General features: G+C 65.4%; 22 protein-coding genes. 15 read left to right on the forward strand and 7 right to left on the reverse strand.

Going from position 1 to position 20,741, the window contains the following annotated elements; all coding sequences use genetic code 11:
- Positions 1-38 precede the first annotated feature (38 nt).
- Positions 39-1,628: a trimethylamine methyltransferase family protein gene (locus tag PU724_RS09135; protein ID WP_354420254.1), complete on the forward strand. Its 1,590-nt coding sequence runs from the start codon at positions 39-41 to the stop codon at positions 1,626-1,628.
- A gap of 15 nt (positions 1,629-1,643) precedes the next feature.
- Here PU724_RS09135 and PU724_RS09140 read toward each other — a convergent pair whose 3' ends face one another.
- Entirely contained in the window at positions 1,644-2,042 is a 399-nt protein-coding gene (locus PU724_RS09140; protein WP_127282845.1) for a hypothetical protein, read from the reverse strand.
- Positions 2,043-2,209: 167 nt separating this feature from the next.
- On the opposite strand from PU724_RS09140, the gene PU724_RS09145 reads away from it, so the two are divergent.
- Positions 2,210-2,629 (forward strand): GFA family protein, encoded by a 420-nt coding sequence (locus tag PU724_RS09145; RefSeq protein ID WP_354420255.1) that lies wholly within the window; start codon positions 2,210-2,212, stop codon positions 2,627-2,629.
- A gap of 88 nt (positions 2,630-2,717) precedes the next feature.
- Here PU724_RS09145 and PU724_RS09150 read toward each other — a convergent pair whose 3' ends face one another.
- Positions 2,718-4,523: an IlvD/Edd family dehydratase gene (locus PU724_RS09150; protein ID WP_127282847.1), complete on the reverse strand. Its 1,806-nt coding sequence runs from the start codon at positions 4,521-4,523 to the stop codon at positions 2,718-2,720.
- A gap of 149 nt (positions 4,524-4,672) precedes the next feature.
- Between PU724_RS09150 and PU724_RS09155 the strand changes: the two genes are divergently transcribed.
- Complete coding sequence (locus PU724_RS09155; RefSeq protein ID WP_127282848.1) at positions 4,673-5,122, forward strand: SRPBCC family protein; 450 nt, start codon at positions 4,673-4,675, stop codon at positions 5,120-5,122.
- Positions 5,123-5,138: 16 nt separating this feature from the next.
- On the opposite strand, the gene PU724_RS09160 is transcribed toward PU724_RS09155, so the two are convergent.
- Positions 5,139-6,308: an Mrp/NBP35 family ATP-binding protein gene (locus tag PU724_RS09160; RefSeq protein ID WP_127392620.1), complete on the reverse strand. Its 1,170-nt coding sequence runs from the start codon at positions 6,306-6,308 to the stop codon at positions 5,139-5,141.
- A 229-nt stretch (positions 6,309-6,537) separates the two neighbouring features.
- On the opposite strand from PU724_RS09160, the gene PU724_RS09165 reads away from it, so the two are divergent.
- Positions 6,538-6,915 carry a VOC family protein gene (locus tag PU724_RS09165; protein ID WP_128273139.1) on the forward strand — a complete coding sequence of 126 codons (378 nt, stop codon included), beginning with the start codon at positions 6,538-6,540 and terminating at the stop codon, positions 6,913-6,915.
- A gap of 21 nt (positions 6,916-6,936) precedes the next feature.
- Here PU724_RS09165 and PU724_RS09170 read toward each other — a convergent pair whose 3' ends face one another.
- Positions 6,937-7,941 (reverse strand): inorganic phosphate transporter, encoded by a 1,005-nt coding sequence (locus tag PU724_RS09170; protein WP_128273137.1) that lies wholly within the window; start codon positions 7,939-7,941, stop codon positions 6,937-6,939.
- Positions 7,942-7,944: 3 nt separating this feature from the next.
- On the reverse strand, positions 7,945-8,586 hold the full coding sequence (locus PU724_RS09175) for a DUF47 domain-containing protein (RefSeq protein WP_128273135.1): 642 nt from the start codon (positions 8,584-8,586) through the stop codon (positions 7,945-7,947).
- A 183-nt stretch (positions 8,587-8,769) separates the two neighbouring features.
- Here PU724_RS09175 and PU724_RS09180 point away from each other — a divergent pair, with 183 nt between their 5' ends.
- The 11 genes from PU724_RS09180 to PU724_RS09230 all read left to right on the forward strand — a co-directional run bounded on the left by PU724_RS09180 (position 8,770) and on the right by PU724_RS09230 (position 19,259).
- A complete protein-coding gene (locus tag PU724_RS09180) occupies positions 8,770-9,669 on the forward strand; it encodes a LysR family transcriptional regulator (RefSeq protein ID WP_127282853.1) in 900 nt (299 codons plus the stop codon).
- 193 nt (positions 9,670-9,862) lie between these two features.
- Positions 9,863-10,342, forward strand: a complete 480-nt coding sequence (locus PU724_RS09185; RefSeq protein WP_127282854.1) for a formate dehydrogenase subunit gamma — start codon at positions 9,863-9,865, stop codon at positions 10,340-10,342.
- Positions 10,339-11,895, forward strand: a complete 1,557-nt coding sequence (locus PU724_RS09190; protein WP_127309573.1) for a formate dehydrogenase beta subunit — start codon at positions 10,339-10,341, stop codon at positions 11,893-11,895. The genes PU724_RS09185 and PU724_RS09190 overlap by 4 nt, the downstream gene beginning before the upstream one ends.
- A gap of 10 nt (positions 11,896-11,905) precedes the next feature.
- The gene (gene fdhF / locus PU724_RS09195) at positions 11,906-14,818 is read left to right on the forward strand and encodes a formate dehydrogenase subunit alpha (RefSeq protein ID WP_354420256.1); all 2,913 of its coding nucleotides are present in this window, start codon (positions 11,906-11,908) and stop codon (positions 14,816-14,818) included.
- Positions 14,819-15,059: 241 nt separating this feature from the next.
- A complete protein-coding gene (fdhD, locus tag PU724_RS09200) occupies positions 15,060-15,884 on the forward strand; it encodes a formate dehydrogenase accessory sulfurtransferase FdhD (protein ID WP_354420257.1) in 825 nt (274 codons plus the stop codon).
- Positions 15,874-16,188 carry a formate dehydrogenase subunit delta gene (locus PU724_RS09205; RefSeq protein ID WP_128273125.1) on the forward strand — a complete coding sequence of 105 codons (315 nt, stop codon included), beginning with the start codon at positions 15,874-15,876 and terminating at the stop codon, positions 16,186-16,188. Before fdhD ends, PU724_RS09205 begins: the two co-directional genes overlap by 11 nt.
- 122 nt (positions 16,189-16,310) lie before the next feature.
- Positions 16,311-17,864, forward strand: a complete 1,554-nt coding sequence (locus PU724_RS09210) for an alpha/beta fold hydrolase (RefSeq protein ID WP_354420258.1) — start codon at positions 16,311-16,313, stop codon at positions 17,862-17,864.
- A gap of 108 nt (positions 17,865-17,972) precedes the next feature.
- Positions 17,973-18,452 carry a carboxymuconolactone decarboxylase family protein gene (locus tag PU724_RS09215; protein WP_354420259.1) on the forward strand — a complete coding sequence of 160 codons (480 nt, stop codon included), beginning with the start codon at positions 17,973-17,975 and terminating at the stop codon, positions 18,450-18,452.
- 87 nt (positions 18,453-18,539) lie between these two features.
- Positions 18,540-18,746, forward strand: a complete 207-nt coding sequence (locus PU724_RS09220; protein WP_426213166.1) for a hypothetical protein — start codon at positions 18,540-18,542, stop codon at positions 18,744-18,746.
- Positions 18,721-18,897 carry a hypothetical protein gene (locus PU724_RS09225; protein WP_354420519.1) on the forward strand — a complete coding sequence of 59 codons (177 nt, stop codon included), beginning with the start codon at positions 18,721-18,723 and terminating at the stop codon, positions 18,895-18,897. The genes PU724_RS09220 and PU724_RS09225 overlap by 26 nt, the downstream gene beginning before the upstream one ends.
- A gap of 47 nt (positions 18,898-18,944) precedes the next feature.
- Positions 18,945-19,259, forward strand: coding sequence for a hypothetical protein (locus PU724_RS09230; protein ID WP_127282449.1), 315 nt, complete (start codon positions 18,945-18,947; stop codon positions 19,257-19,259).
- Between the two features lie 66 nt (positions 19,260-19,325).
- Here PU724_RS09230 and PU724_RS09235 read toward each other — a convergent pair whose 3' ends face one another.
- On the reverse strand, positions 19,326-20,027 hold the full coding sequence (locus PU724_RS09235) for a hypothetical protein (RefSeq protein ID WP_354420260.1): 702 nt from the start codon (positions 20,025-20,027) through the stop codon (positions 19,326-19,328).
- A 184-nt stretch (positions 20,028-20,211) separates the two neighbouring features.
- Positions 20,212-20,697, reverse strand: coding sequence for an ester cyclase (locus PU724_RS09240; protein ID WP_354420261.1), 486 nt, complete (start codon positions 20,695-20,697; stop codon positions 20,212-20,214).
- Positions 20,698-20,741: the final 44 nt, after the last annotated feature.

A 20,741-nucleotide genomic window follows, 5' to 3' on the forward strand; every position in this document is an offset into this window, starting at 1 on the left:
GCCGCGTCCCGCCTCGCAGCAAAAGGTGGAGTGCTTCCATGTCAGTGGCTCTTGAGAAGCAGGACGCTTCGGCCGACCAGCGGTCGCGGCGATCCGGCGGGCGTGAAGCGCGCCGTGCGATGCGGGCGGCACCGCTTGCCGACGACATCAGGCCGGTGCGGCCGGGCCTCGAAGGCGGCAGCTATGGGCCGCTCAGCGAAAACGACCGAGAGCGCATCCATGAGGCGGTGCTGACGCTGCTGGAAACGGTCGGCTTCGCCAACGCGATACCCTCCTGCATCGAGGCGCTGACCAGGATTGGCGCGACCTATGGCGACGATGGCCGCATCCGCCTGCCGCGGGCGCTCGTCCTCGACACGATCAAGAATGCGGCCCGGCATTTCACGCTGCACGGCCAGGACCCCAAGCACGACATGGTGATCCAGGGCAAACGCGTGCATTACGGCACGGCGGGCGCGGCCGTGCATCTGGTCGACGTCGAGAAGCGCGAATACCGCGAGTCCCAATTGCAGGACATCTACGACGCCGCGCGCCTGGTCGACGGCCTCGACAACATCCATTTCTTCCAGCGCACCATGGTGCCGCGCGACATTCCCGATCCGCTGGAGATGGACTTCAACACGCTCTACGCCTGCGTGATGGGGACCGCCAAGCATGTCGGCACCTCGTTCACGGTGCGCGAGAACGTCAAGCCGGCGCTGGAGATGCTCTATGCGATCGCCGGCGGCGAGGAAAATTTCCGCGCACGCCCCTTTGTGTCGAATTCCAACTGCTTCGTCGTGCCGCCGATGAAGTTCGCCGAGGACGCCTGCGGCGTGCTCGAGGCCTGCGTCGAAGGCGGCATCCCGATCCTGCTTCTGTCGGCTGGCCAGGCCGGCGCCACGGCGCCGGCGGCGATTGCCGGGGCGGTGGTGCAGGCGGTCGCGGAAGTGCTGATGGGCCTGGTTTATGTCAACGCCATCAAGCCCGGCCATCCGGCGATCTTCGGGACCTGGCCGTTCGTCTCCGACCTTCGGACCGGCGCCATGTCCGGCGGCTCGGCCGAGCAGGCCGTGCTGACCGCCGCCTGCGCCCAGATGGCGCAATATTACGACCTGCCGGGCGGCTCGGCGGCCGGCATGACGGATTCGAAACTGCCCGACATCCAGTCCGGCTACGAGAAGGGCATCACCAATGTGATGGCCGGCCTCTCCGGCCTCAACCTGGTCTATGAGTCGGCCGGCATGCATGCCTCGCTGCTCGGCTTCTGCCTGGAAAGCCTGATCATCGACAACGACATGCTCGGCCACTGCCTGCGCTGCGTGCGCGGCATCGAGGTGACCGACGAGGCGCTGTCGATCGACACCATCGCCGATGTCTGCCTGAAGGGCCCCGGCCACTATCTCGGCAACGAGCAGACGCTGAAACTGATGCAGACCGAATATTTCTATCCGGCCATCGGCGACCGCTTCTCGCCCAAGGAATGGAACGAGAAGGGCCGGCCCGACATCCTGCAAAGGGCGATCGCCGAGAAGAAGCGCGTGCTTGCCGAGCGCTTCCCGCGCCACGTGCCGAAAACGGTCGACGACAAATTGCGCGCCCGCTTCGGCGATATGATCAAGCTGCCGCGCGGCGGCATGGGCGGCTAGGCTGGGTAGAGCATCCTATTCGGCGCTTAGGCCGAAGCGCTCCACCACCTCGGCGCTGATCAGCTTTGCATGCAGCGCCATCAGCACGATCTGCGCATCGAGGCTGTCGCCGGCCTCGAGCGCTTCCTCGATGCGGCGCTCCGCGTCCAGCCTGCGCTCGCGGCCATTGGCCTGTTCGAACGTCTCTGGCCCGGCAACGCAATAGACGAACAGCTGCGCTAGCGAGGCGTAGGCCTGGGCCGGCGGCTCGTCCGGCCAGTGATCCTTCATCAGATTGACGATGGTGAGCTTGACGCCCTCCGGCACGAGCGCGGGATGGAGGTCGGCGCCGCGCAAGGCGGCATCGAGCGTCCGCAGATCGCCCGAGCGGCCGAACATGCCGAGGAAGCCTAGGGAAGAGCGCCGCTTCGTCATGGATGGTCCTGTCCGTTTGCCAGCATATGGCATCGCGCGCGCCGTTTTGCACAAGACGACGTATTGCCCAGAAGAGCCGGGCGCCTATCTGGCGGGGCTATGGTCACAATCTGATCTGGTTTCGCGGAGGCCACAGAGGGACCAGAGCAAATTCTGCGAGGAGTGCCATGAAGAAGACCTATCACGGCAGTTGCCATTGCGGCGCGGTGCATTTCCAGGCCGATCTCGACCTCGCCGAGGGCATTCGCAAATGCAATTGCAGCTTCTGCTGGAGACTTGGCTACCGCAAATCCTTTACCGCCTACCAGGCGCTCAGGGTGACGGAAGGCAGTGACCGGATGCGGGACTACAAGGCAAGCCCGTCCAACTGGCCGGAAGGCGACATCAACCACTATATGTGCCCGAACTGCGGCGCGAATGTCTTTTCGCGCGGCTATCTCGATTTCATGGGCGGGAATTTCTGGGCTGTGAACGTCGCCTGCCTCGACGACGTCAGCGAGGAGGAACTCGCTTCCGCACCGATCATCTACGAGGACGGTAAACGCAACAGGCAGGACCAGGCGCCGGAGATCACCGGTTACCTGTAAGCGCAGCCGGACAGCAGCCCTGGGTCAGCAAAAACGGCGGCTTGATCCACGATCAAGCCGCCGTTCGCGCGAGCGAGGTTGCCGGCGCTCAGTGGTTGTCGCGGGGCACACCCCTGGTGTGCGCGACATCCTGGTACTTCACTGCCGGCTTCAGCACCATGCCGGCGTCAAACTGGTCGACGATGCCGCGCTGGATCTCCTGCCACGGCGTCTGGTGCTGGGGATAATGGAAGCCGCCATTGCCCTGGAGTGCTGCGCGCCGCCTCGCGATCTCCTCGTCGCTGACGAGGATGTTGGCCGAGCCCTTCTTCAGGTCGATGCGGACGCGGTCACCGCTCTTGAGCAGCGCCAGGCCACCGCCTATAGCCGCCTCCGGCGAAGCGTTGAGGATCGAGGGCGAGCCCGACGTGCCCGACTGGCGGCCGTCGCCGATGCAGGCCAGCGAATGGATGCCCTTCTTGATGAGGTAGGCCGGCGGCTGCATGTTGACCACCTCGGCGCCGCCGGGATAGCCGACTGGGCCGGCGCCGCGCATGAACAGAATGGTGTGCTCGTCGATGCCTTGCGCCGGATCGTCGATGCGGGCGTGGTAGTCCTCCGGCCCGTCGAAGACCATGGCGTTGCCCTCGAAGGCTTCGGGATCCTTCGGGTTGGACAGATAGCGCTGGCGGAATTCCGGCGAGATGCCGCTGGTCTTCATGATCGCGGAGTCGAACAGGTTGCCCTTCAGGTTGATGAAGCCGGCATTGGCCTTCAGCGGCTTGTCGACGCTGTGGATGACCTCCGGGTTTTCGTTGGCGGCATCGCGGCAATTGTCGCCGATCGACTTGCCGTTGGCGGTGACCGCATCCGGATGCGGCAAAAGCCCGCCCTTCAACAGTTCGGCGACGACCGCCGGAACGCCGCCGGCGTGGTGATAGTCCTCGCCGAGATATTCGCCCGTTGGCTGCAAATTGACGATGAGCGGCACGTTGAGGCCGACCTTCTGCCAGTCGTCATTGTCGAGCGGCACGCCGAGATGGCGGGCAATGGCGTTGAGGTGGATCGGCGCATTGGTCGAGCCGCCGATGGCCGAGTTGACGACGATGGCGTTCTCGAACGCCTGGCGCGTCATGATGTCGGACGGCTTCAGGTCCTCATGAACCATGTCGACGATGCGCTTGCCGGTCTCGTAGGCGATCTGGCCACGCTCGCGATAGGGCGCGGGGATGGCGGCCGAGCCCGGCAGCTGCATGCCGAGCGCCTCGGCCAGCGAGTTCATGGTGGTGGCGGTGCCCATGGTGTTGCAGTAGCCGGTCGACGGCGCCGAGGAGGCGACGATGTCCATGAACTCGTCGTAATTGATCTCGCCCGCCGACAGGCGCTGGCGCGATTCCCACACGATGGTGCCGGAGCCGGTGCGCTTGCCCTTGTGCCAGCCATTCAGCATCGGGCCGACCGACAGCGCGATGGCCGGGATGTTGACGGTGGCGGCGGCCATCAGCAGCGCCGGCGTTGTCTTGTCGCAGCCGATGGTCAGCACGACGCCGTCGAGCGGATAGCCGTAGAGCACCTCGACAAGGCCGAGATAGGCAAGGTTGCGGTCGAGCGCCGCGGTCGGGCGCTTGCCGGTCTCCTGGATCGGATGGCACGGGAACTCGAAGGGAATGCCGCCCATCGAGACGATGCCCTCGCGCACGCGCTTGGCGAGCTCGAGATGATGCCGGTTGCAGGGCGACAGATCCGAGCCGGTCTGGGCGATGCCGATCAGCGGCTTGCCCGACATCAGCTCGGCGCGCGTCAGTCCGTAGTTCAGGTAGCGCTCGAGATAGAGCGCCGTCATGCCCGGATTGTCGGGATTGTCGAACCACTCCTGCGAGCGAAATTTTTTCTTCTTGGTGGGGGCGCCGGCCATCGTGGTCTCCGTATTTGTATGACAAATCGATATGACAATGCGCGGATGCAGGCAAGGGGCACGCGCCATCCGAACCCGCACTTTGGTGCGATAGACATAAGTCTGCCCCTGCGCTAGGGCTTCCGGGCAGTCTTTCCGGGAGGTTCTTGATGGCTTTGGTGATCGAAGGCGAGGAACGGATTGCCGCACCCCTGCAAAAAGTATGGGAAGCGCTGAACGACCCGGACATTCTGAGGGGCAGCATCCCCGGCTGCCAGAGCCTGGAAAAGAAATCCGACACCGAAATGGCGGCAACCGTCGTGCTGAAGATCGGGCCGATCAAGGCGACGTTCAACGGCGAGGTCGTGCTCAAGAACCTCAAGCCTCCGCATTCCTACACCATCCAGGGCGAAGGCAAGGGCGGCATTGCCGGCTTCGCCAAGGGCGGCGCCGACGTGACGCTGACCGCCGACGGCGCCGACACGACGGTGCTCAAATATGCGGCCAAGGCCGATGTCGGCGGCAAGATCGCCCAACTCGGCAGCCGCCTGATCGAATCGACGTCGAAGAAGCTCGCCGGGCAGTTCTTCTCGACGTTCGGCGAGAAGGTCGGCGGCTGACCCTCGCGCCGAGGGATCACTCGAACACGATCGAGGGCACCGCGGCTTCCGCCGCGCCACGCTCCTCATTGACCCTGTCCCAGACCTTTGCCGCAATGTCGCGGTAGATCTTCGCCTCGGCGCCTTCCGGCTTCGAGACCACCACCGGCGCGCCGGCATCCGAGCTTTCGCGAATGCCCATTTCCAGCGGCACCTCGCCGAGGAAGGTGACGCCCAGCCGCTCGGCCTCGCGCCGCGCCCCGCCATGGCCGAAGATGTCGTAGCGCTTGCCGGTGTCGGGGGCGAGGAAATAGCTCATGTTCTCGACGATGCCGAGCAGCGGCACGTCGACCTTCCTGAACATGTTGAGGCCCTTGCGGGCATCGATCAGCGCCAGGTCCTGCGGCGTCGAGACAATGACGGCGCCGGCGAGCGGCACCTGCTGGGCCATGGTCAACTGGGCATCGCCGGTGCCGGGCGGCATGTCGACGACCAGCACGTCGAGCGGGCCCCATTCGACCTCGCGCAGCATCTGGGTCAGCGCCGACATCACCATCGGGCCGCGCCAGATCATCGGCGTTTCCTCATCGACGAGGAAGCCCATCGACATCACCTTCAGCCCATAGTTCTGCATCGGCTTCAGGATCTTGCCGTCGACCGTCTGCGGCCGGCCGTGGATGTTGAGCAGCCTTGGCATGGACGGGCCGTAAATATCGGCGTCGAGGACGCCGACCTTGAGGCCGTTGGCGGCAAGACCGAGCGCCAGGTTGACCGCTGTGGTCGACTTGCCGACGCCGCCCTTGCCGGAGGCCACCGCGATGATCGCGTCGATGCCGGGCACGCCGCGCTTGCCGTGGCTGTGCGATGCCGGCGCCTGCGGCACGGGGCGCTGCGGCGCGGCAGCCGGCGCCGGCCTCGGCGCGGGACGCGGCGGCACCGGCGCTTCCATGCCGCCGCCCTTCTTCTCCGCCGTCAGCGCCACGACGGCGCCGGCGACGCCCGGAATGGCCTTCACCACGCGCTCGGCGGCGGCGCGCAGCGGCTCCATCTCCTGGGCGCGGGCGGCTGGCACGGTGATCGAGAAGAACACCTTCGAATCGGCAATGAAAATCTCCGAGACCAGGCCTAGGTCGACGATGTTGCCGGTGAAATCCGGCCCGTTGACCGTTTTCAGGCGCTCGATGACGGTTTCCTTGGTGACGGCCATGGTGTTTCCTCGGGGTTTTGGCGATGCAGATAGTGCAGTTTCCGGCAAGAACCAAGCCGTGGAGCAAAGGCTTGCCCGGCGTGCCACCGAAAACGACCGGCAGTGTCGGATTTGCCCGATGACGTTTCCGGTCGGCCGGCAGTTGACCGCCTGCCCATGGCCAATCGATCCGCGGGCCCTATCTCGGTTGCCACGAGCGGCGACACAACAAATCGGGAAGGAGACTGTCATGCTCGCAAACAGCAATGCAGCAGCCAATCTGGCGGTGAAAGACCTGGCGAGAGCCAAGACCTTTTATGAGGGAACGCTGGGTCTCAGGCAGGTGGACGACATGGCTGGCGAACTGGTCGTCTACAAAAGCGGCGACACGGTCATCAACGTCTATCATTCGGAATTCGCCGGAACCAACAAGGCAACGGCTGTGACCTGGAACGTCGGCGATGAAATCGCTCCTGTCGTCAAGTCGCTGAAATCGAAGGGCGTCGCCTTCGAGCACTATGAGATGCCCGGCCTGTCGCTGGACGGCGACATCCATGTCGGCGACGGCATGAAGGTCGCCTGGTTCAAGGATCCGGACGGCAACATACTGTGCCTCGCGGGCGAATAGGTCTTTGCGCCCCGCTCCGCGTCAGCCCACCAGGCGCGTGGCGAAATAGGTGAGCGCCGAAATGGCGGCGGTGGCCGGGAGTGTGACGACCCAGGCGACGACGATGTTGCCGGCAATGCCCCAGCGCACGGCTGAGACGCGGCGGGCAGCGCCGACGCCGATGATGGCGCCGGTAATGGTGTGCGTGGTCGATACCGGAACGCCGAGCCAGGTGGCGGCGAACAGCGTGATGGCGCCGCCGGTCTCGGCGCAAAAGCCCTGCATCGGATTCAGCCGGGTGATCTTCGAGCCCATCGTGTGGACGATGCGCCAGCCGCCGAACAAGGTGCCTAGCGCCAGCGCCGACTGACAGGTGATGACCACCCATAGCGGCACGTGGAAGGTGCCGCCGAGCATGCCTTGCGAATAGAGCAGCACGGCGATGATGCCCATAGTCTTTTGCGCGTCATTGCCGCCGTGGCCGAGCGAATAGAGCGAGGCGGAGAAGAACTGCAGGACACGGAAGCTGTTGTCGACGGCGAATGGCGTCTGGCGCACGAACAGCCAAGAGACGATGAGGACGAGCAGGAGCGCCAGCACGAAACCCGTCGCCGGCGAGAGCACGATGGCCGCGACGGTCTTGCCGAGGCCCGACCAGACGATGGCGCTTGTGCCCGCCTTGGCGACGCCGGCGCCGACCAGCCCGCCGATAAGCGCATGCGAGCTGCTGGAGGGAATGCCGGCGATCCAGGTGACGATGTTCCAGACGATGGCGCCGACCAGCGCGGCAAAGATCACGGCCGGCGTGACGATGCTGGCGTCGACTATGCCCTTGCCCACCGTCTCGGCGACATGCAGGCCGAAGAACATGAAGGCGATGAAGTTGAAGAAGGCCGCCCAGAACACCGCATAGTGCGGCCTCAGGACGCGCGTTGAGACGATGGTGGCGATCGAATTGGCGGCGTCGTGCAGGCCGTTCAGGAAATCGAAGAACAGCGCCACGGCAACGAGGCCAACCAGCAGGGGAAAGGTGATAGTGGCGTCCATCGCCTAAACGTTCTCGATCACGATGCCGCTGATCTCGTTGGCGACGTCCTCGAACCGGTCGACAACCTTCTCCAGCTCACCATAGATCTCGGAGCCGATCAGATAGGCCATCGGATCGCTGCGGCCGTGCCGTTTGAACAGATCCTTCAGCCCCTGCTCGTGCAGGTCGTCGGCGCGGCCCTCGGCGCGCATGACCTCCTCGGCAATGGCGTTGAGGCGAATGCTGTGGGCGCCGACCTTGCCGAGCAGCGGGATCGCCTCGGCGACCAGCTTGGCGGCGTCGACGATGACGGCGCCCATCTCCTGCATCAGCGGGTCGAACTCGGTCTTCTCGAACAGCTTCACCGTCTTGACGGTCTTGTGCATCATGTCGATGGCGTCATCCATCGACTGGATCAGGTCCTTGATGTCGCCGCGATCGAAGGGGGTGATGAAGGAGCGGCGCACGGCCAAAAGCACCTCGGCAGTGATGCGATCGGCCTCGTCCTCGAGATCGATGATCTTCTGGCTCCAGCGGTCGATGTCCTTGCCCTGCAGGAGCTGCTGCAGCGCCTCGGCGCCGCCGACCACCGTGCGGGAATGGCGTTCGAACAGGTCGAAGAAGCGATCTTCGCGCGGCAGCAGCTTGCGGAACCAGCCCAGCATGTCGATCTCCCGTCGTGTCTACACCTGTCACTGACATAACGCCGCAAGGCGCCCCGGGAAACAGTAAGCCGGCTGAAAAGATGTGGATGCCGGGCGACGGCAGATGCGACTTGCGGCGCAGGACAATTTCCCCGACCCTGCGCGGAACGCGCGGACAGAAGGTCCGCAACAGGCATCAAAGGCATGATCGACAAGCTGGAATTCTTCATCGCGCTCGCCAGGGAGGAACATTTCGGCCGGGCGGCGGAAGTGTGCGGCGTCACCCAGCCGACGCTGTCGGCGGGGATCAAGCAGCTTGAGGAGCAGCTCGGCGTCATGCTGGTGCTGCGCGGCTCGCGCTTCCAGGGGCTGACGCCGGAAGGCAAGCAGGTGCTGGTGTGGGCGCGCCGCATCGTCGGCGACAGCCGCACCATGCGCGAGGAGATGCGCGCGGCCCGGCACGGCCTGTCCGGCCGCATCCGCATCGCCGCCATCCCGACAGCGCTCGCCATGGTGGCGCGGCTGACGACGCCATTCCGGGCCAAGCATCCCGGCGTCACCTTCTCGGTGCTGTCGCGCACCTCGATCGAGGTGCTGTCGCTGCTCGGCAATTTCGACGTCGATGCCGGCATCACCTATCTCGACAACGAACCGCTCGGACGCGTGGTGAGCGTGCCGCTCTATGACGAGCGCTATCAGCTGATCACCGCGGTCGGAAATCCCTTTTCCGACCGCGACAAAGTGACGTGGGCGGAGATCAGCCAGCTGCCGCTCTGCCTGTTGACGCCCGACATGCAGAACCGCCGCATCATCGACCAGCATCTGGCAGAGGCCGGAGTGCAGGTGCGGCCGACGCTGGAATCGAATTCGATGATCGTGCTGTTTTCGCACATCCGGACCGGCAAATGGTCGTCCATCATGCCGCTCAACCTTGCGGAAACATTCGGCTTTTCCGAACCGATCAGGGCCATTCCGATCGTCGATCCGGACGCCAGCCACACGGTCGGCCTGGTGGCGGCGCCCGGCGAGCCGCACACGCCCCTGGTGCAGGCGCTGCTGGACGAGGCGATGACGCTTGCGGACGATTTCCGCGCCCATCGCTAGGCTAGACAATGCAGGTCGAGCGCGCTTGATAGAAAATTTCTATCAAGCAACGGGACAGCTTTATTGATTTCGGAGGTTTCCTCTGATTTCGTAAGGACTTAGCGATATTGCGCCGGGTGCGTGTCGTTGCCCCAAAACCGCTCTATATTTTGGGTGACACACATCGGGTCGCCACGACCAGGGAGGGCGCTGCATGCCAATGCAGCCTGCAAGTACCGAGATCGCATCGCGCGCAGCCGCGATCATAGATGAATTGAAGGACCTCGAAGGTCCGCTGCTGCCGATCCTGCACGAGATCCAGGAAGAATTCGGCCATGTGCCGCAGGCAGCGCTGCCGGTCATCGCCGACGGGCTGAACCTTTCCAGGGCCGAAGTGCACGGTGTCGTCACCTTCTACCATGATTTCCGCGCCCGCCCGGCCGGCCGGCATGTGCTCAAGCTGTGCCAGGCGGAAGCCTGCCAGTCGATGGGCTCGGATGCGGTCGCCGCCAAGGTCAAGCAATTGCTCGGCATCGGTTTCCACGAGACCACCCGCGACGGATCGGTTACACTGGAGCCGGTCTATTGCCTCGGGCTTTGCGCCTGTTCGCCGTCGGCGATGCTGGACGGCGAGGTGATCGGGCGGCTCGATGACGAGAAGATCGAAGAGATCGTCGCGGAGGTACGCTCATGATCCCGCGCATCTATATCCCCGGAGATTCCGGCGCGCTGGCACTCGGCGCCGAAAAGGTCGCCAAGGCGATCGAGAAGGAACTCGCGGAGCGCGGCGTCGAGGCCAAGATCGTGCGCAACGGCTCGCGCGGCGCCTATTTCCTGGAGCCGATGGTCGAGGTTGCGACGGCCGAGGGCCGCGTCGCCTACGGGCCGGTCAAGCCTTCCGACGTCAAGAGCCTGTTCGACAGCGGCTTCCTCAAGGGCGCGCCCCATAAGCGCTGGCTTGGCGCGCCGGACAAGATCCCCTTCCTCGCCAAGCAGACGCGGCTGACCTTCGCGCGCTGCGGCGTCATCGATCCGCTGTCGCTCGACAATTACAAGGCGCATGGCGGGCTGAAGGGCCTGCACAACGCCGTCGCCATGGCGCCCGCGGACATCGTCAAGCAGGTCACCGAATCCGGGCTGCGCGGCCGCGGCGGCGCCGGCTTCCCGACCGGCATCAAGTGGAAGACGGTGCTCGATACCGCTTCGGACCGCAAATACATCGTCTGCAACGCCGACGAGGGCGACAGCGCCACCTTCGCCGACCGCATGATCATGGAGGGTGACCCCTTCGTGCTGATCGAGGGCATGGCGATCGCCGGCATCGCCACCGGCGCGACCAAGGGTTTCGTCTATATCCGCTCGGAGTATCCGCATGCGGTGGCGACGATGAACAAGGCCGTCGAGATCGCCCGCAAGCACGGCGTGCTCGGCGTCAATGTGCTGGGCTCGCCCAACGCCTTCGACATGGAAATCCGCGTCGGCGCCGGCGCCTATGTCTGCGGCGAGGAAACCTCGCTTCTGAACAGCCTGGAAGGCAAGCGCGGCGTGGTGCGCGCCAAGCCGCCGCTGCCGGCAATCCAGGGCCTGTTCGGCAAGCCGACGGTGATCAACAACGTGATCAGCCTGGCCTCTGTGCCGATCATCATGGACAAGGGTGCCGCCTTCTACAAGGATTTCGGCATGGGCCGCTCGCGCGGCACGATCCCGATCCAGATTGCCGGCAACGTCAAGCATGGCGGCCTGTTCGAGACGGCCTTCGGCCTGACGCTGGGCGAGATCGTCGACGACATCGGCGGCGGCACGGCTTCCGGGCGTCCGGTGAAGGCGGTGCAGGTCGGCGGACCGCTCGGCGCCTATTTCCCGCGCGCGCTGTTCGACACGCCGTTCGACTATGAGGCCTTCGCCGCCAAGGACGGGCTGATCGGCCATGCCGGCCTCACCGTGTTCGACGACACCGCCGACATGCTGAAGCAGGCGCGCTTCGCCATGGAGTTCTGCGCCATCGAGAGCTGCGGCAAGTGCACGCCGTGCCGCATCGGATCGACGCGCGGAGTGGAGGTTCTCGACAAGGTCGCCTCCGGCATCGAGGCGGAGAAGAACCTCGCTCTGGTCACCGACCTCTGCAACACGATGAAGTTCGGATCGCTGTGCGCGCTGGGCGGCTTCACGCCCTACCCGGTGATGAGCTCGATCACGCATTTCCCCGAGGATTTCAAGCCGGCGCCGACGCGCGTGGCGGCTGAATAGGAGCTGGCAGATGAACATCAAGGCCGACTTCCCATCGCTCATCGAAGAGATCGACTACGGCACCCCGGAGTCGAGGGCGGAGAAACAGATCACGCTGATCGTCGACGGCCGCAGCATCACGGTGCCGGAAGGCACCTCGATCATGCGCGCGGCGATGGAGGGCGGGGTCGAGATCCCGAAGCTCTGCGCCACCGACATGCTGGATTCGTTCGGCTCATGCCGCGTCTGCCTGGTCGAGATCGATGGACGCGGCGGCACGCCGGCTTCCTGCACGACGCCGGTCGGCGAAGGCATGGTGGTGCGCACGCAGTCCGAGCGGCTCGATGCGATCCGCCGCGGCGTGATGGAGCTCTACGTCTCCGACCACCCGACCGGCTGGAACGAGACGGCCGGCACCGGCGCCAGCGAATTCGACGTGGTGGCGAAGTCGGTCGGCCTGAGCGAGAACCGCTACGGCGTCGAGGGCCGCAACCATGTCAAGGAAGAGAACGGCGTGGCGCCAGGCCATGGCTCGCTGGCCGTCGACTACATCGCCCGCGACGAATCCAACCCCTATTTCACCTATGATCCGGCGCAGTGCATCGTCTGCTCGCGCTGCGTACGGGCGTGCGAGGAGGTGCAAGGCACCTTCGCGCTGACCATCGAGGGCCGCGGCTTCGAGTCGCGCATGGTCGCCGGCATGCACGAGGATTTCATCGCCTCCGAATGCGTGTCCTGCGGCGCCTGCGTGCAGGCTTGCCCGACCGACGCGCTGCGCGAGAAGACGGTGCTCGAGAAGGGCATGCCGGAGCGCTCGGCGGTCACCACCTGCGCCTACTGCGGCGTCGGCTGCTCGTTCAAGGCCGAAGTGAAGGGTGACGAGGTCATCCGCATGATGCCCTACAAGGACGGCAAAGCGAACCACGGCCATAGCTGCGTGAAGGGCCGCTTCGCCTATGGCTACGCCACCCACAAGGACCGCATCCTGTCGCCGATGATCCGCGACAAGATCTCCGATCCGTGGCGCGAGGTGAGCTGGGAAGAGGCGATCGCCCACACGGCCAAGGAATTCCGTCGCATCCAGTATCAGTACGGACGCACCGCGATCGGCGGCATCACCTCCTCGCGCTGCACCAACGAGGAGACCTATCTCGTCCAGAAGCTGGTGCGGCAGGGCTTCCGCAACAACAATGTCGACACCTGCGCGCGCGTCTGCCACTCGCCGACCGGCTACGGGCTCGGCCAGACCTACGGCACCTCGGCCGGCACGCAGGATTTCGACTCGGTCGAATTCACCGACGTCGCCGTCGTCATCGGCGCCAATCCGGTTTCCGCCCACCCGGTGTTTGCCTCGCGGCTGAAGAAGCGGCTGCGCCAGGGCGCCAAGCTGATCGTGCTCGATCCGCGCCGCACCGAGATGGTCAAGTCAGCGCATATCGAGGCGGACTATCACCTGCCGCTGAAGCCCGGCACCAACGTTGCGGTGCTGACGGCGCTGGCGCATGTCATCGTCACCGAGGGCCTGTTCGACGAAGCCTTCATCCGCGAGCGCTGCGACTGGGCCGAGTTCCAGGACTGGGCGTCCTTCGTCGCCCTGCCGGAAAACAGCCCCGAGACCGTCGGCAAGCTGTCCGGCGTCGATCCCGAGTTGATCCGGGGTGCGGCGCGGCTCTACGCCAAGGGCGGCAATGGCGCGATCTACTACGGCCTCGGCGTCACCGAACACAGCCAGGGCTCGACCACGGTGATGGCGATCGCCAACCTCGCCATGGCCACCGGCAATATCGGCCGTCCGGGCGTCGGCGTGAACCCGCTGCGTGGTCAGAACAACGTGCAGGGCTCGTGCGACATGGGCTCCTTCCCGCATGAGTTGCCGGGCTATCGCCACATCTCAGGCGAGGCGGTGCGCGACATCTATGAGAGCCTGTGGGGCGTCAAGCTCGACGACGAACCCGGCCTGCGCATCCCCAACATGCTGGACGCCGCCGTCGACGGCTCGTTCAAGGGCATCTACATCCAGGGCGAGGACATCCTGCAGTCCGATCCCGATACCAAGCATGTCGCCGCCGGTCTCGCCGCGATGGAATGCGTCGTCGTGCACGACCTCTTCCTCAACGAGACGGCGAACTACGCGCATGTCTTCCTGCCGGGCTCGACCTTCCTCGAGAAGGACGGCACCTTCACCAACGCCGAGCGCCGCATCAACATGGTGCGCAAGGTGCTGGAGCCGAAGGCGCGCTACGCCGACTGGGAGGCGACGCAGGAGCTTGCCCGCGCCATCGGGCTCGACTGGAACTACCAGCATCCGTCCGAGATCATGGACGAGATCGCCAAGACGACGCCGAGCTTCGCCAACGTCTCCTTCGAGATGCTCGACCGCGTCGGATCGGTGCAGTGGCCCTGCAACGACAAGGCGCCGCTCGGCACCCCGATCATGCATGTCGATGGCTTCGTGCGCGGCAAGGGCAAGTTCATCCGCACCGAATATGTGGCGACGGACGAACGGACCGGCCCGCGCTACCCGCTGCTGCTCACCACCGGCCGCATCCTGTCGCAGTACAATGTCGGCGCGCAGACCAGGCGCACCGAGAACGTGATGTGGCATGCCGAGGACCGGCTGGAAATCCACCCGCACGACGCCGAGAACCGCGGCATCCGCGAGGGCGACTGGGTGCGGCTGGTGAGCCGTTCGGGCGAAACGACGCTGCGCGCGCTGATCACCGACCGCGTCTCGCCGGGCGTCGTCTACACGACCTTCCACCACCCGGACACCCAGGCGAACGTCATCACCACCGACTTCTCGGACTGGGCGACCAACTGTCCGGAATACAAGGTCACGGCCGTGCAGGTGGCGCCGTCCAATGGCCCGACCGACTGGCAGAAGGACTATAACGAGCAGGCGCGGCAGAGCCGCCGCATCGCTCCGCTGGAAGCGGCGGAGTAATTGTGTCGAGACATGGTCGACCCCCACTCCGTCGAGCTTCGCTCGACACCTCTCCCCCGATCGACGGGGGAGAGGAAAGGCGCGAGCCTTGGTCGGGAGTCGCCCTTCCTCTCCCTCCGGAGGGGGGAGAGGTGGCGCTGCGAAGCAGCGACGGAGTGGGGGAAGGCCCGGAAGAGCCATCGCCCGTTGAAGCAAGGTGCTTCCTAAGTGAGATAGCTGGCAGGCCAGAGGTTGGCGCCTCGTGACCCGCCCTCCTGTCTCTCAGACCTCTCGTCTCGCGCACCGCGCCAGCGGCACGACTGCGGCGAACCGCATGGTGCCGGAGGAGACGCCGGTGGCGTTCTCCTATGCCGGCACCACCCATGCGGTGATGATGGCGAGCCCCGCCGATTTCGAGGATTTCGCGCTCGGCTTCTCGCTGACCGAAGGCATCGTTGCCGATCCGCAAGAGATCGAGGCGATCGAGGTCGAGGATCTCGGCGCCGGCATCGACATCCAGATCAGGCTGAAGGACAAGGCCAACACGCGCTTCCAGGCAAGGCGGCGCAGGCTCGCCGGGCCGGTCGGCTGCGGGCTGTGCGGCATCGAATCCATCGAGGAGGCGATGCGTTCGGTCGACGCGGTCGGTTCGTCGAAGCTTACGCTTGACGCCGACGACATCACCCGCTCGGTCAAGCTCCTGTCGAAGGTGCAGCCGCTGCATACCGAGACCGGTGCCGTGCACGCCGCCGGCTTCTACGTGCCGGGCCAGGGCGTCGTCATGGCGCGCGAGGATGTCGGCCGCCACAATGCGCTGGACAAGCTGGCCGGCGCGCTTGCCAAGGCCGGCATCGACGGCGCGACGGGCGCCGTCGTGGTCACGTCGCGCGTGTCGGTCGAGATGGTGCAGAAGACGGCCGCCATCGGTGCGGCCATCATCATCGCCGTTTCGGCGCCGACCGCACTTGCCATCCGCACGGCCGAGGCCGCCGGCATGACGCTGGTGGCGCTGGTGCGCGGCGAAGATTTCGATATTTTCACCCACCCCGACCGGGTGGTTTCCGGAGTTGCCAAGCATGTCGCATGACGAAGACCACATCACGAGCACCAGGGAAAAGCTGGTGCGCATGGCCAACCAGATCGCAACCTTCTTCGATTCCAAGCCGCGCGAGGAAGGCATCACCGGCGTCGCCGAGCACATCAACAAGTTCTGGGAACCGAGGATGCGGCGGCAGCTGTTCGAGATGCTCGACGACGGCACCGAGACGTTCAACGAGCTGGTAGTGGCCGCCTCGGCAAAGATCAAGCGGCCCAAGACGTCCGAACAGGCCGACACGAGCATCGGTTACACCGGACCTGCGCAAGGCGAGAACAGTGCCTTGCACAAGTAACGCGGCCGTCGCTCCCGTTCACCAAAGACCTTATATTTTAGCTCTCTAAAGTTTGTCTGCCGCGGACGGCATAGCTCTGCTATGGTCGACGACAAGAAGTCGTCTGGCCGGCGGGGTGTTGCGTGAGGCCGATCGAGACCCGGTACGCCCGTAGCGGCGATGTGCGGATCGCCTATCAGGTGGTCGGCCAGGGCTCGTTCGATCTCGTCTTCGTGCCGGGCTTCATATCCAACCTCGACCTGCAGTGGGAGGATGAGGGCTACAGCCGTCTGCTGAAACGGCTTTCGGCATTCTCGCGGCTGATCCTGTTCGACAAGCGCGGCACTGGTCTCTCCGACCGCGTCGACAGCCGCCACCTGCCCAGCCTCGAGACCCGCATGGACGACGTGCGCGCGGTGATGGATGCCGCCGGCAGTGGCCGCGCGGCGATCCTCGGCGCCTCGGAAGGGGCGCCGATGGCGATGCTGTTCGCGGCCACCTATCCGGAGCGGACACGGTCGCTGGTGCTTTATGGCGGCTATGCGAATTTCCACAGATGGGTGATGCCGCCAGAGCGTCTCGAGGCCTTCATCGAGACCGCGGAAACGGCGTGGGGGACCGGCGCCACGCTGCCCAATTTCGCGCCGGGCCGGATCGACGACCCGCATTTCTCGCAATGGTGGGCGCGCTTCGAGCGGCTGTCGGCGAGCCCGACGGCGGCGGCAGCGCTGGCCCGCATGAATGCCGATGTCGACGTGCGCGGCATCCTCAGCACGACCAGCGCGCCGACGCTCCTGATCCATCGCCGCAACGATGTGCGGGTCGACCCCGAGGCGAGCCGCTTCCTTGCCCGCAAGATCCCCGGCGCCCGACTGGTCGAGATAGCCGGGCGCGACCATCCGGTGTGGACCGGCGACGTCGACCGCGTGGCCGACCTGATCGAGGAGTTCCTGACCGGCGAACCGGCAGTGGCCGACACCGAGCGCGTGCTTGCCGCACTGCTGGTGACGCGCATCTACGACACCGCCAAGCTCGGCGACCGCATGTGGAGCGAGCGCAGCCAGCGCTTCCAGGAAACCTGGCGGCTGCTGGTTGGCCGCCATGGCGGGCGCGCCGCCGGCACGCATGGCGAGTTGATGGTCTCGCGCTTCGACGGGCCGGGGCGCGCCATACGCTGCGCGGCGGCGCTGCGCGAGGCGGCGCAGCAGATCGGCGTGGCGAGCGCGCAAGGGGCGCATGTCGGCGAGATCGAGCTGCGCGGCCAGCCGGTCGGGCTCACGGCGCGCGTGACCCTGCAGCTTGCCAGCCATGCCGGGCGCGGCGACATCCTTGCCTCCCGGCTGGTTGCCGACCTCACCGTCGGCTCGGGGCTGCATTTCACTGAGGCCGGCCGCATCAGCCTCGACGAGCTGGACGAGCCGCTGCCGGTGGTGCACGCGACCTCGGAACAGCATCTGGAACCGGCCGGCCGGCCGAAGGCCAGGCCAGCCGAGCCGGCGACGCTGACGGCGCGGGAAAGCGAGGTGGTGAACCTGATCGCCGACGGCAAGAGCAACGCCGCGATCGCCGCAGAGCTCAGCCTCAGCGAACACACGGTCAAGCGTCACGTCGCCAACATCCTGCTCAAGCTCGACCTGCCGTCGCGGGCGGCGGCGGCGGCGTTTTCGGCCAGGCACACTGGCCCGTGCGGGCCATGAGAGCCATGGCGCTTTTGGGCGAAGCGGCGCAGCGCGGCAGAGCGCTAGGATTTTCTCCATGCAGGCCAGGCGGATTTCGCCGCGAAGCACCTGCCAATGGAGGATGAGATGGAGAAGTCGAACCGGACACTCAAATCGCTGGTGATCGCGGCAGGCGTTGGCGCGATCTTCACGCTTGCTCCCGCCAAAGCCGAAGACGCCTCGGCCACCGCTGCCTACAAAGACATCCAGGCGACGCTCGGTTCAGTGCCCGCCATGTTCAAGACGCTGCCTGACGTGGCGGTCGCCGGCGCCTGGGCCGAGATCAAGGGCGTGCAGCTCAATCCCAACACCGCTCTCGACGGCAAGACCAAGGAGCTGATGGGGCTTGCGGTGGCGGCGCAGATCCCCTGCCAATACTGCATCTACTTCCACACCGAGGCGGCCAGGCTCAACGGCGCGAGCGACGAGGAGATCAAGGAGGCGATCGCGATGGCGGCCATCGTGCGCCACTGGTCGACGATGCTCAATGGCAGCCAGGTCGATCTCGCCACCTTCAAGAAGCAGACCGACGACGTATTCGCCGCCGTCAAGGCGAAGTCGCAGTGAGGAATGCGTCTGCCCGGCGCTTGAGCCGGGCAGCGCCCCCGATCAATCGAACGTCCCGCCTTGCGGCGGGCCATGGAGGAGAAAATGTTGACCAAGACTCAACTGGTGGACGGCGCTGCCATCAAGAAGGCAATCGAGGGCCGTGACGGCAAGCTGCTGGCGAGCTTCTACACCGACGACGCGCTGGAAGGTGATCGACCGCAACAATCCGCCGAGCAAGCCGCGCGAAATCCGCGGCCGCGCGGCGATCACCACCTTCTGGGACGACATCTGCAGCCGTGCGATGACCCATAAGGTCGACACCACCATCGCCGATGGCGACAACCTCGCCTTCACCCAGGCCTGCGCCTATCCCGACGGCACCAAGGTGTTCTGCGCGGCGATGCTGGAGCTCAAGGCCGGCAGGATCGCGCGGCAGACCGTGGTGCAAGCCTGGGACGAGTAGCAAGCAGATCAACAGCGGCTGGGCCGCAAACTCGCAGGAGAACGACAATGTTCAGCGCCAGATGGCAGATCGACGCCAAGTTCGGCCACAAGCAGACCGTGCTCGACATGATGCGGCAATGGGAACGCGACGTCGGCTCGCAGGTCGGCATCTCAGATCTGAACTTCCAGATCATGACCGGATCGATCGGCGCGCATGAATCGAGGATCGAGTCGCATCACCAGGTGGAAAGCCTGGCCCAGCTGGAAGCGTTCTTCGCCAAGCTCGGCAAGATCGAAGCGCACGCCAAATGGGGCAAGGCGCTGGAGCCCTATGTCGTGTCGGGCACCAATGTCTGGCAGATCTTCCGGATCGTCGAATAGCGGCGGCCCCAATCGGCATGCCTGTCGCCCGCAACCGCTCCGGGGCGACAGACGTTGGTCCGGCCGTCAGCCCTTGCGGCCGAAACTGGTGCGCTGCCCCGAAAAGCGCGCCTCCCTGGCCAGCCCCGCTGCCGCCTGGCGGCCGGCCGGGCCCTGATTGGGCAGGGTGGCCTGCTTGGCCAACGCCGCAGCGATCATGGCGTCCGCCTGGCGGGCGCGCTCGGCGGCATTGCCTCCCGGCAAGCCTGCGGCCGCGGCATTGGCGCGCGACGGCCGCGGGCGCCTGAACGCGAGGAACAGGAGCAGAGTGCCGAGCGCCGCCGCGCCGGCGGCCAGCATGACACGCGTGCCGGTCATTCCGGCCCGCTCGATCTGTGTCGCCTTGGCGGGATTCTGAACAACCACGAGCTTATCGCCAACCTGTGGCTCACGGCCTCCGCTCTTGTTCAAGTCCATGGTCGCCTCGACGGCGTCCGCGCCGGCGCCGACGCGCAAGATGCCGGTGAATTTCTGTTTCACCGTCCATTCCTTGTCGGCATGGACCGACTTGAATGCTTCAACCAATTCGCATGGGATCGAGGCGCTGCTGACTGTCTTGTAGACGATCCTGTGCTGGGTCGATTCCATCAGGCATTCGACCGTGACCGCCGTGATTTCGGCCGGCACCTGCGGCCAGCCGCTCTTGGCGATGATGTCCTTGGCGCAGAAGAAGGCGACCAGCAGGCAGAAGCCGCCGATCATTGTCAGCTTGATCTTCGAGACAGTCATGCGCGAACCCCCTCGCCGCGTGGTTTCCCGTCAGCGAAGCTGCTCGCACAGGTTGAATATTCAGTAAATCGGCAACCGTCGCCATGCGGCGGCAGTTCAACAGACTTAACGGATGACAACCGGTGAGCTGAATACTTTAAGGATGGCAGTCCCGCCGCCATCCTTTTTTGCCCGAAGCCGCAACCTACATCAGGCCAAGCTGCTTGTAGAAACCGAGCGCATCGTAATAGTCGCTCTGGGTTGCGATCTTGCCGTCCTTGAGTGAAAACATCGAGGCCCCGGTGAAGGAGAACTTCTTGCCGGTTGCGGCGGTGCCGTCGGCCCAGGGGCCGGTGTTGGTGCCGGAAAACTCCCATTCGAAGGAGGCGCGGTCGCCCTCGATCACAGGCGCGCCCTTCATCGTCCAGACGGCGTCGGGGACGGCCTTGAGGAAATTGTCGATGACGCCGGCCTTGGCCGCTTCCTTGCCCTTGACCGGGGTGCCGACCGACGCGTCGTAGTAGGTGACGTCGTCGGCGAAATAGCCCGCGGCCTTGGCGGAATCATGGGCGTTCCACGCGGCGAGGTATGCCTCGATAACCGACTTCGCGCTGTCGTCGGCAAAGGCCGGCGCGACGGCAAGGAGCGTGGCGGCAATGGCTGCTGATGTCAGAAACTGGCGGCGATGCATCTTCTTCCTCCCTGGTTTTGAATGGTAGGTTCCCTGCGAATGGC

Origin of the sequence: Mesorhizobium abyssinicae (genome assembly GCF_049887195.1) — a bacterium.
GTDB classification, from domain to species: Bacteria; Pseudomonadota; Alphaproteobacteria; order Rhizobiales; family Rhizobiaceae; genus Mesorhizobium; species Mesorhizobium abyssinicae.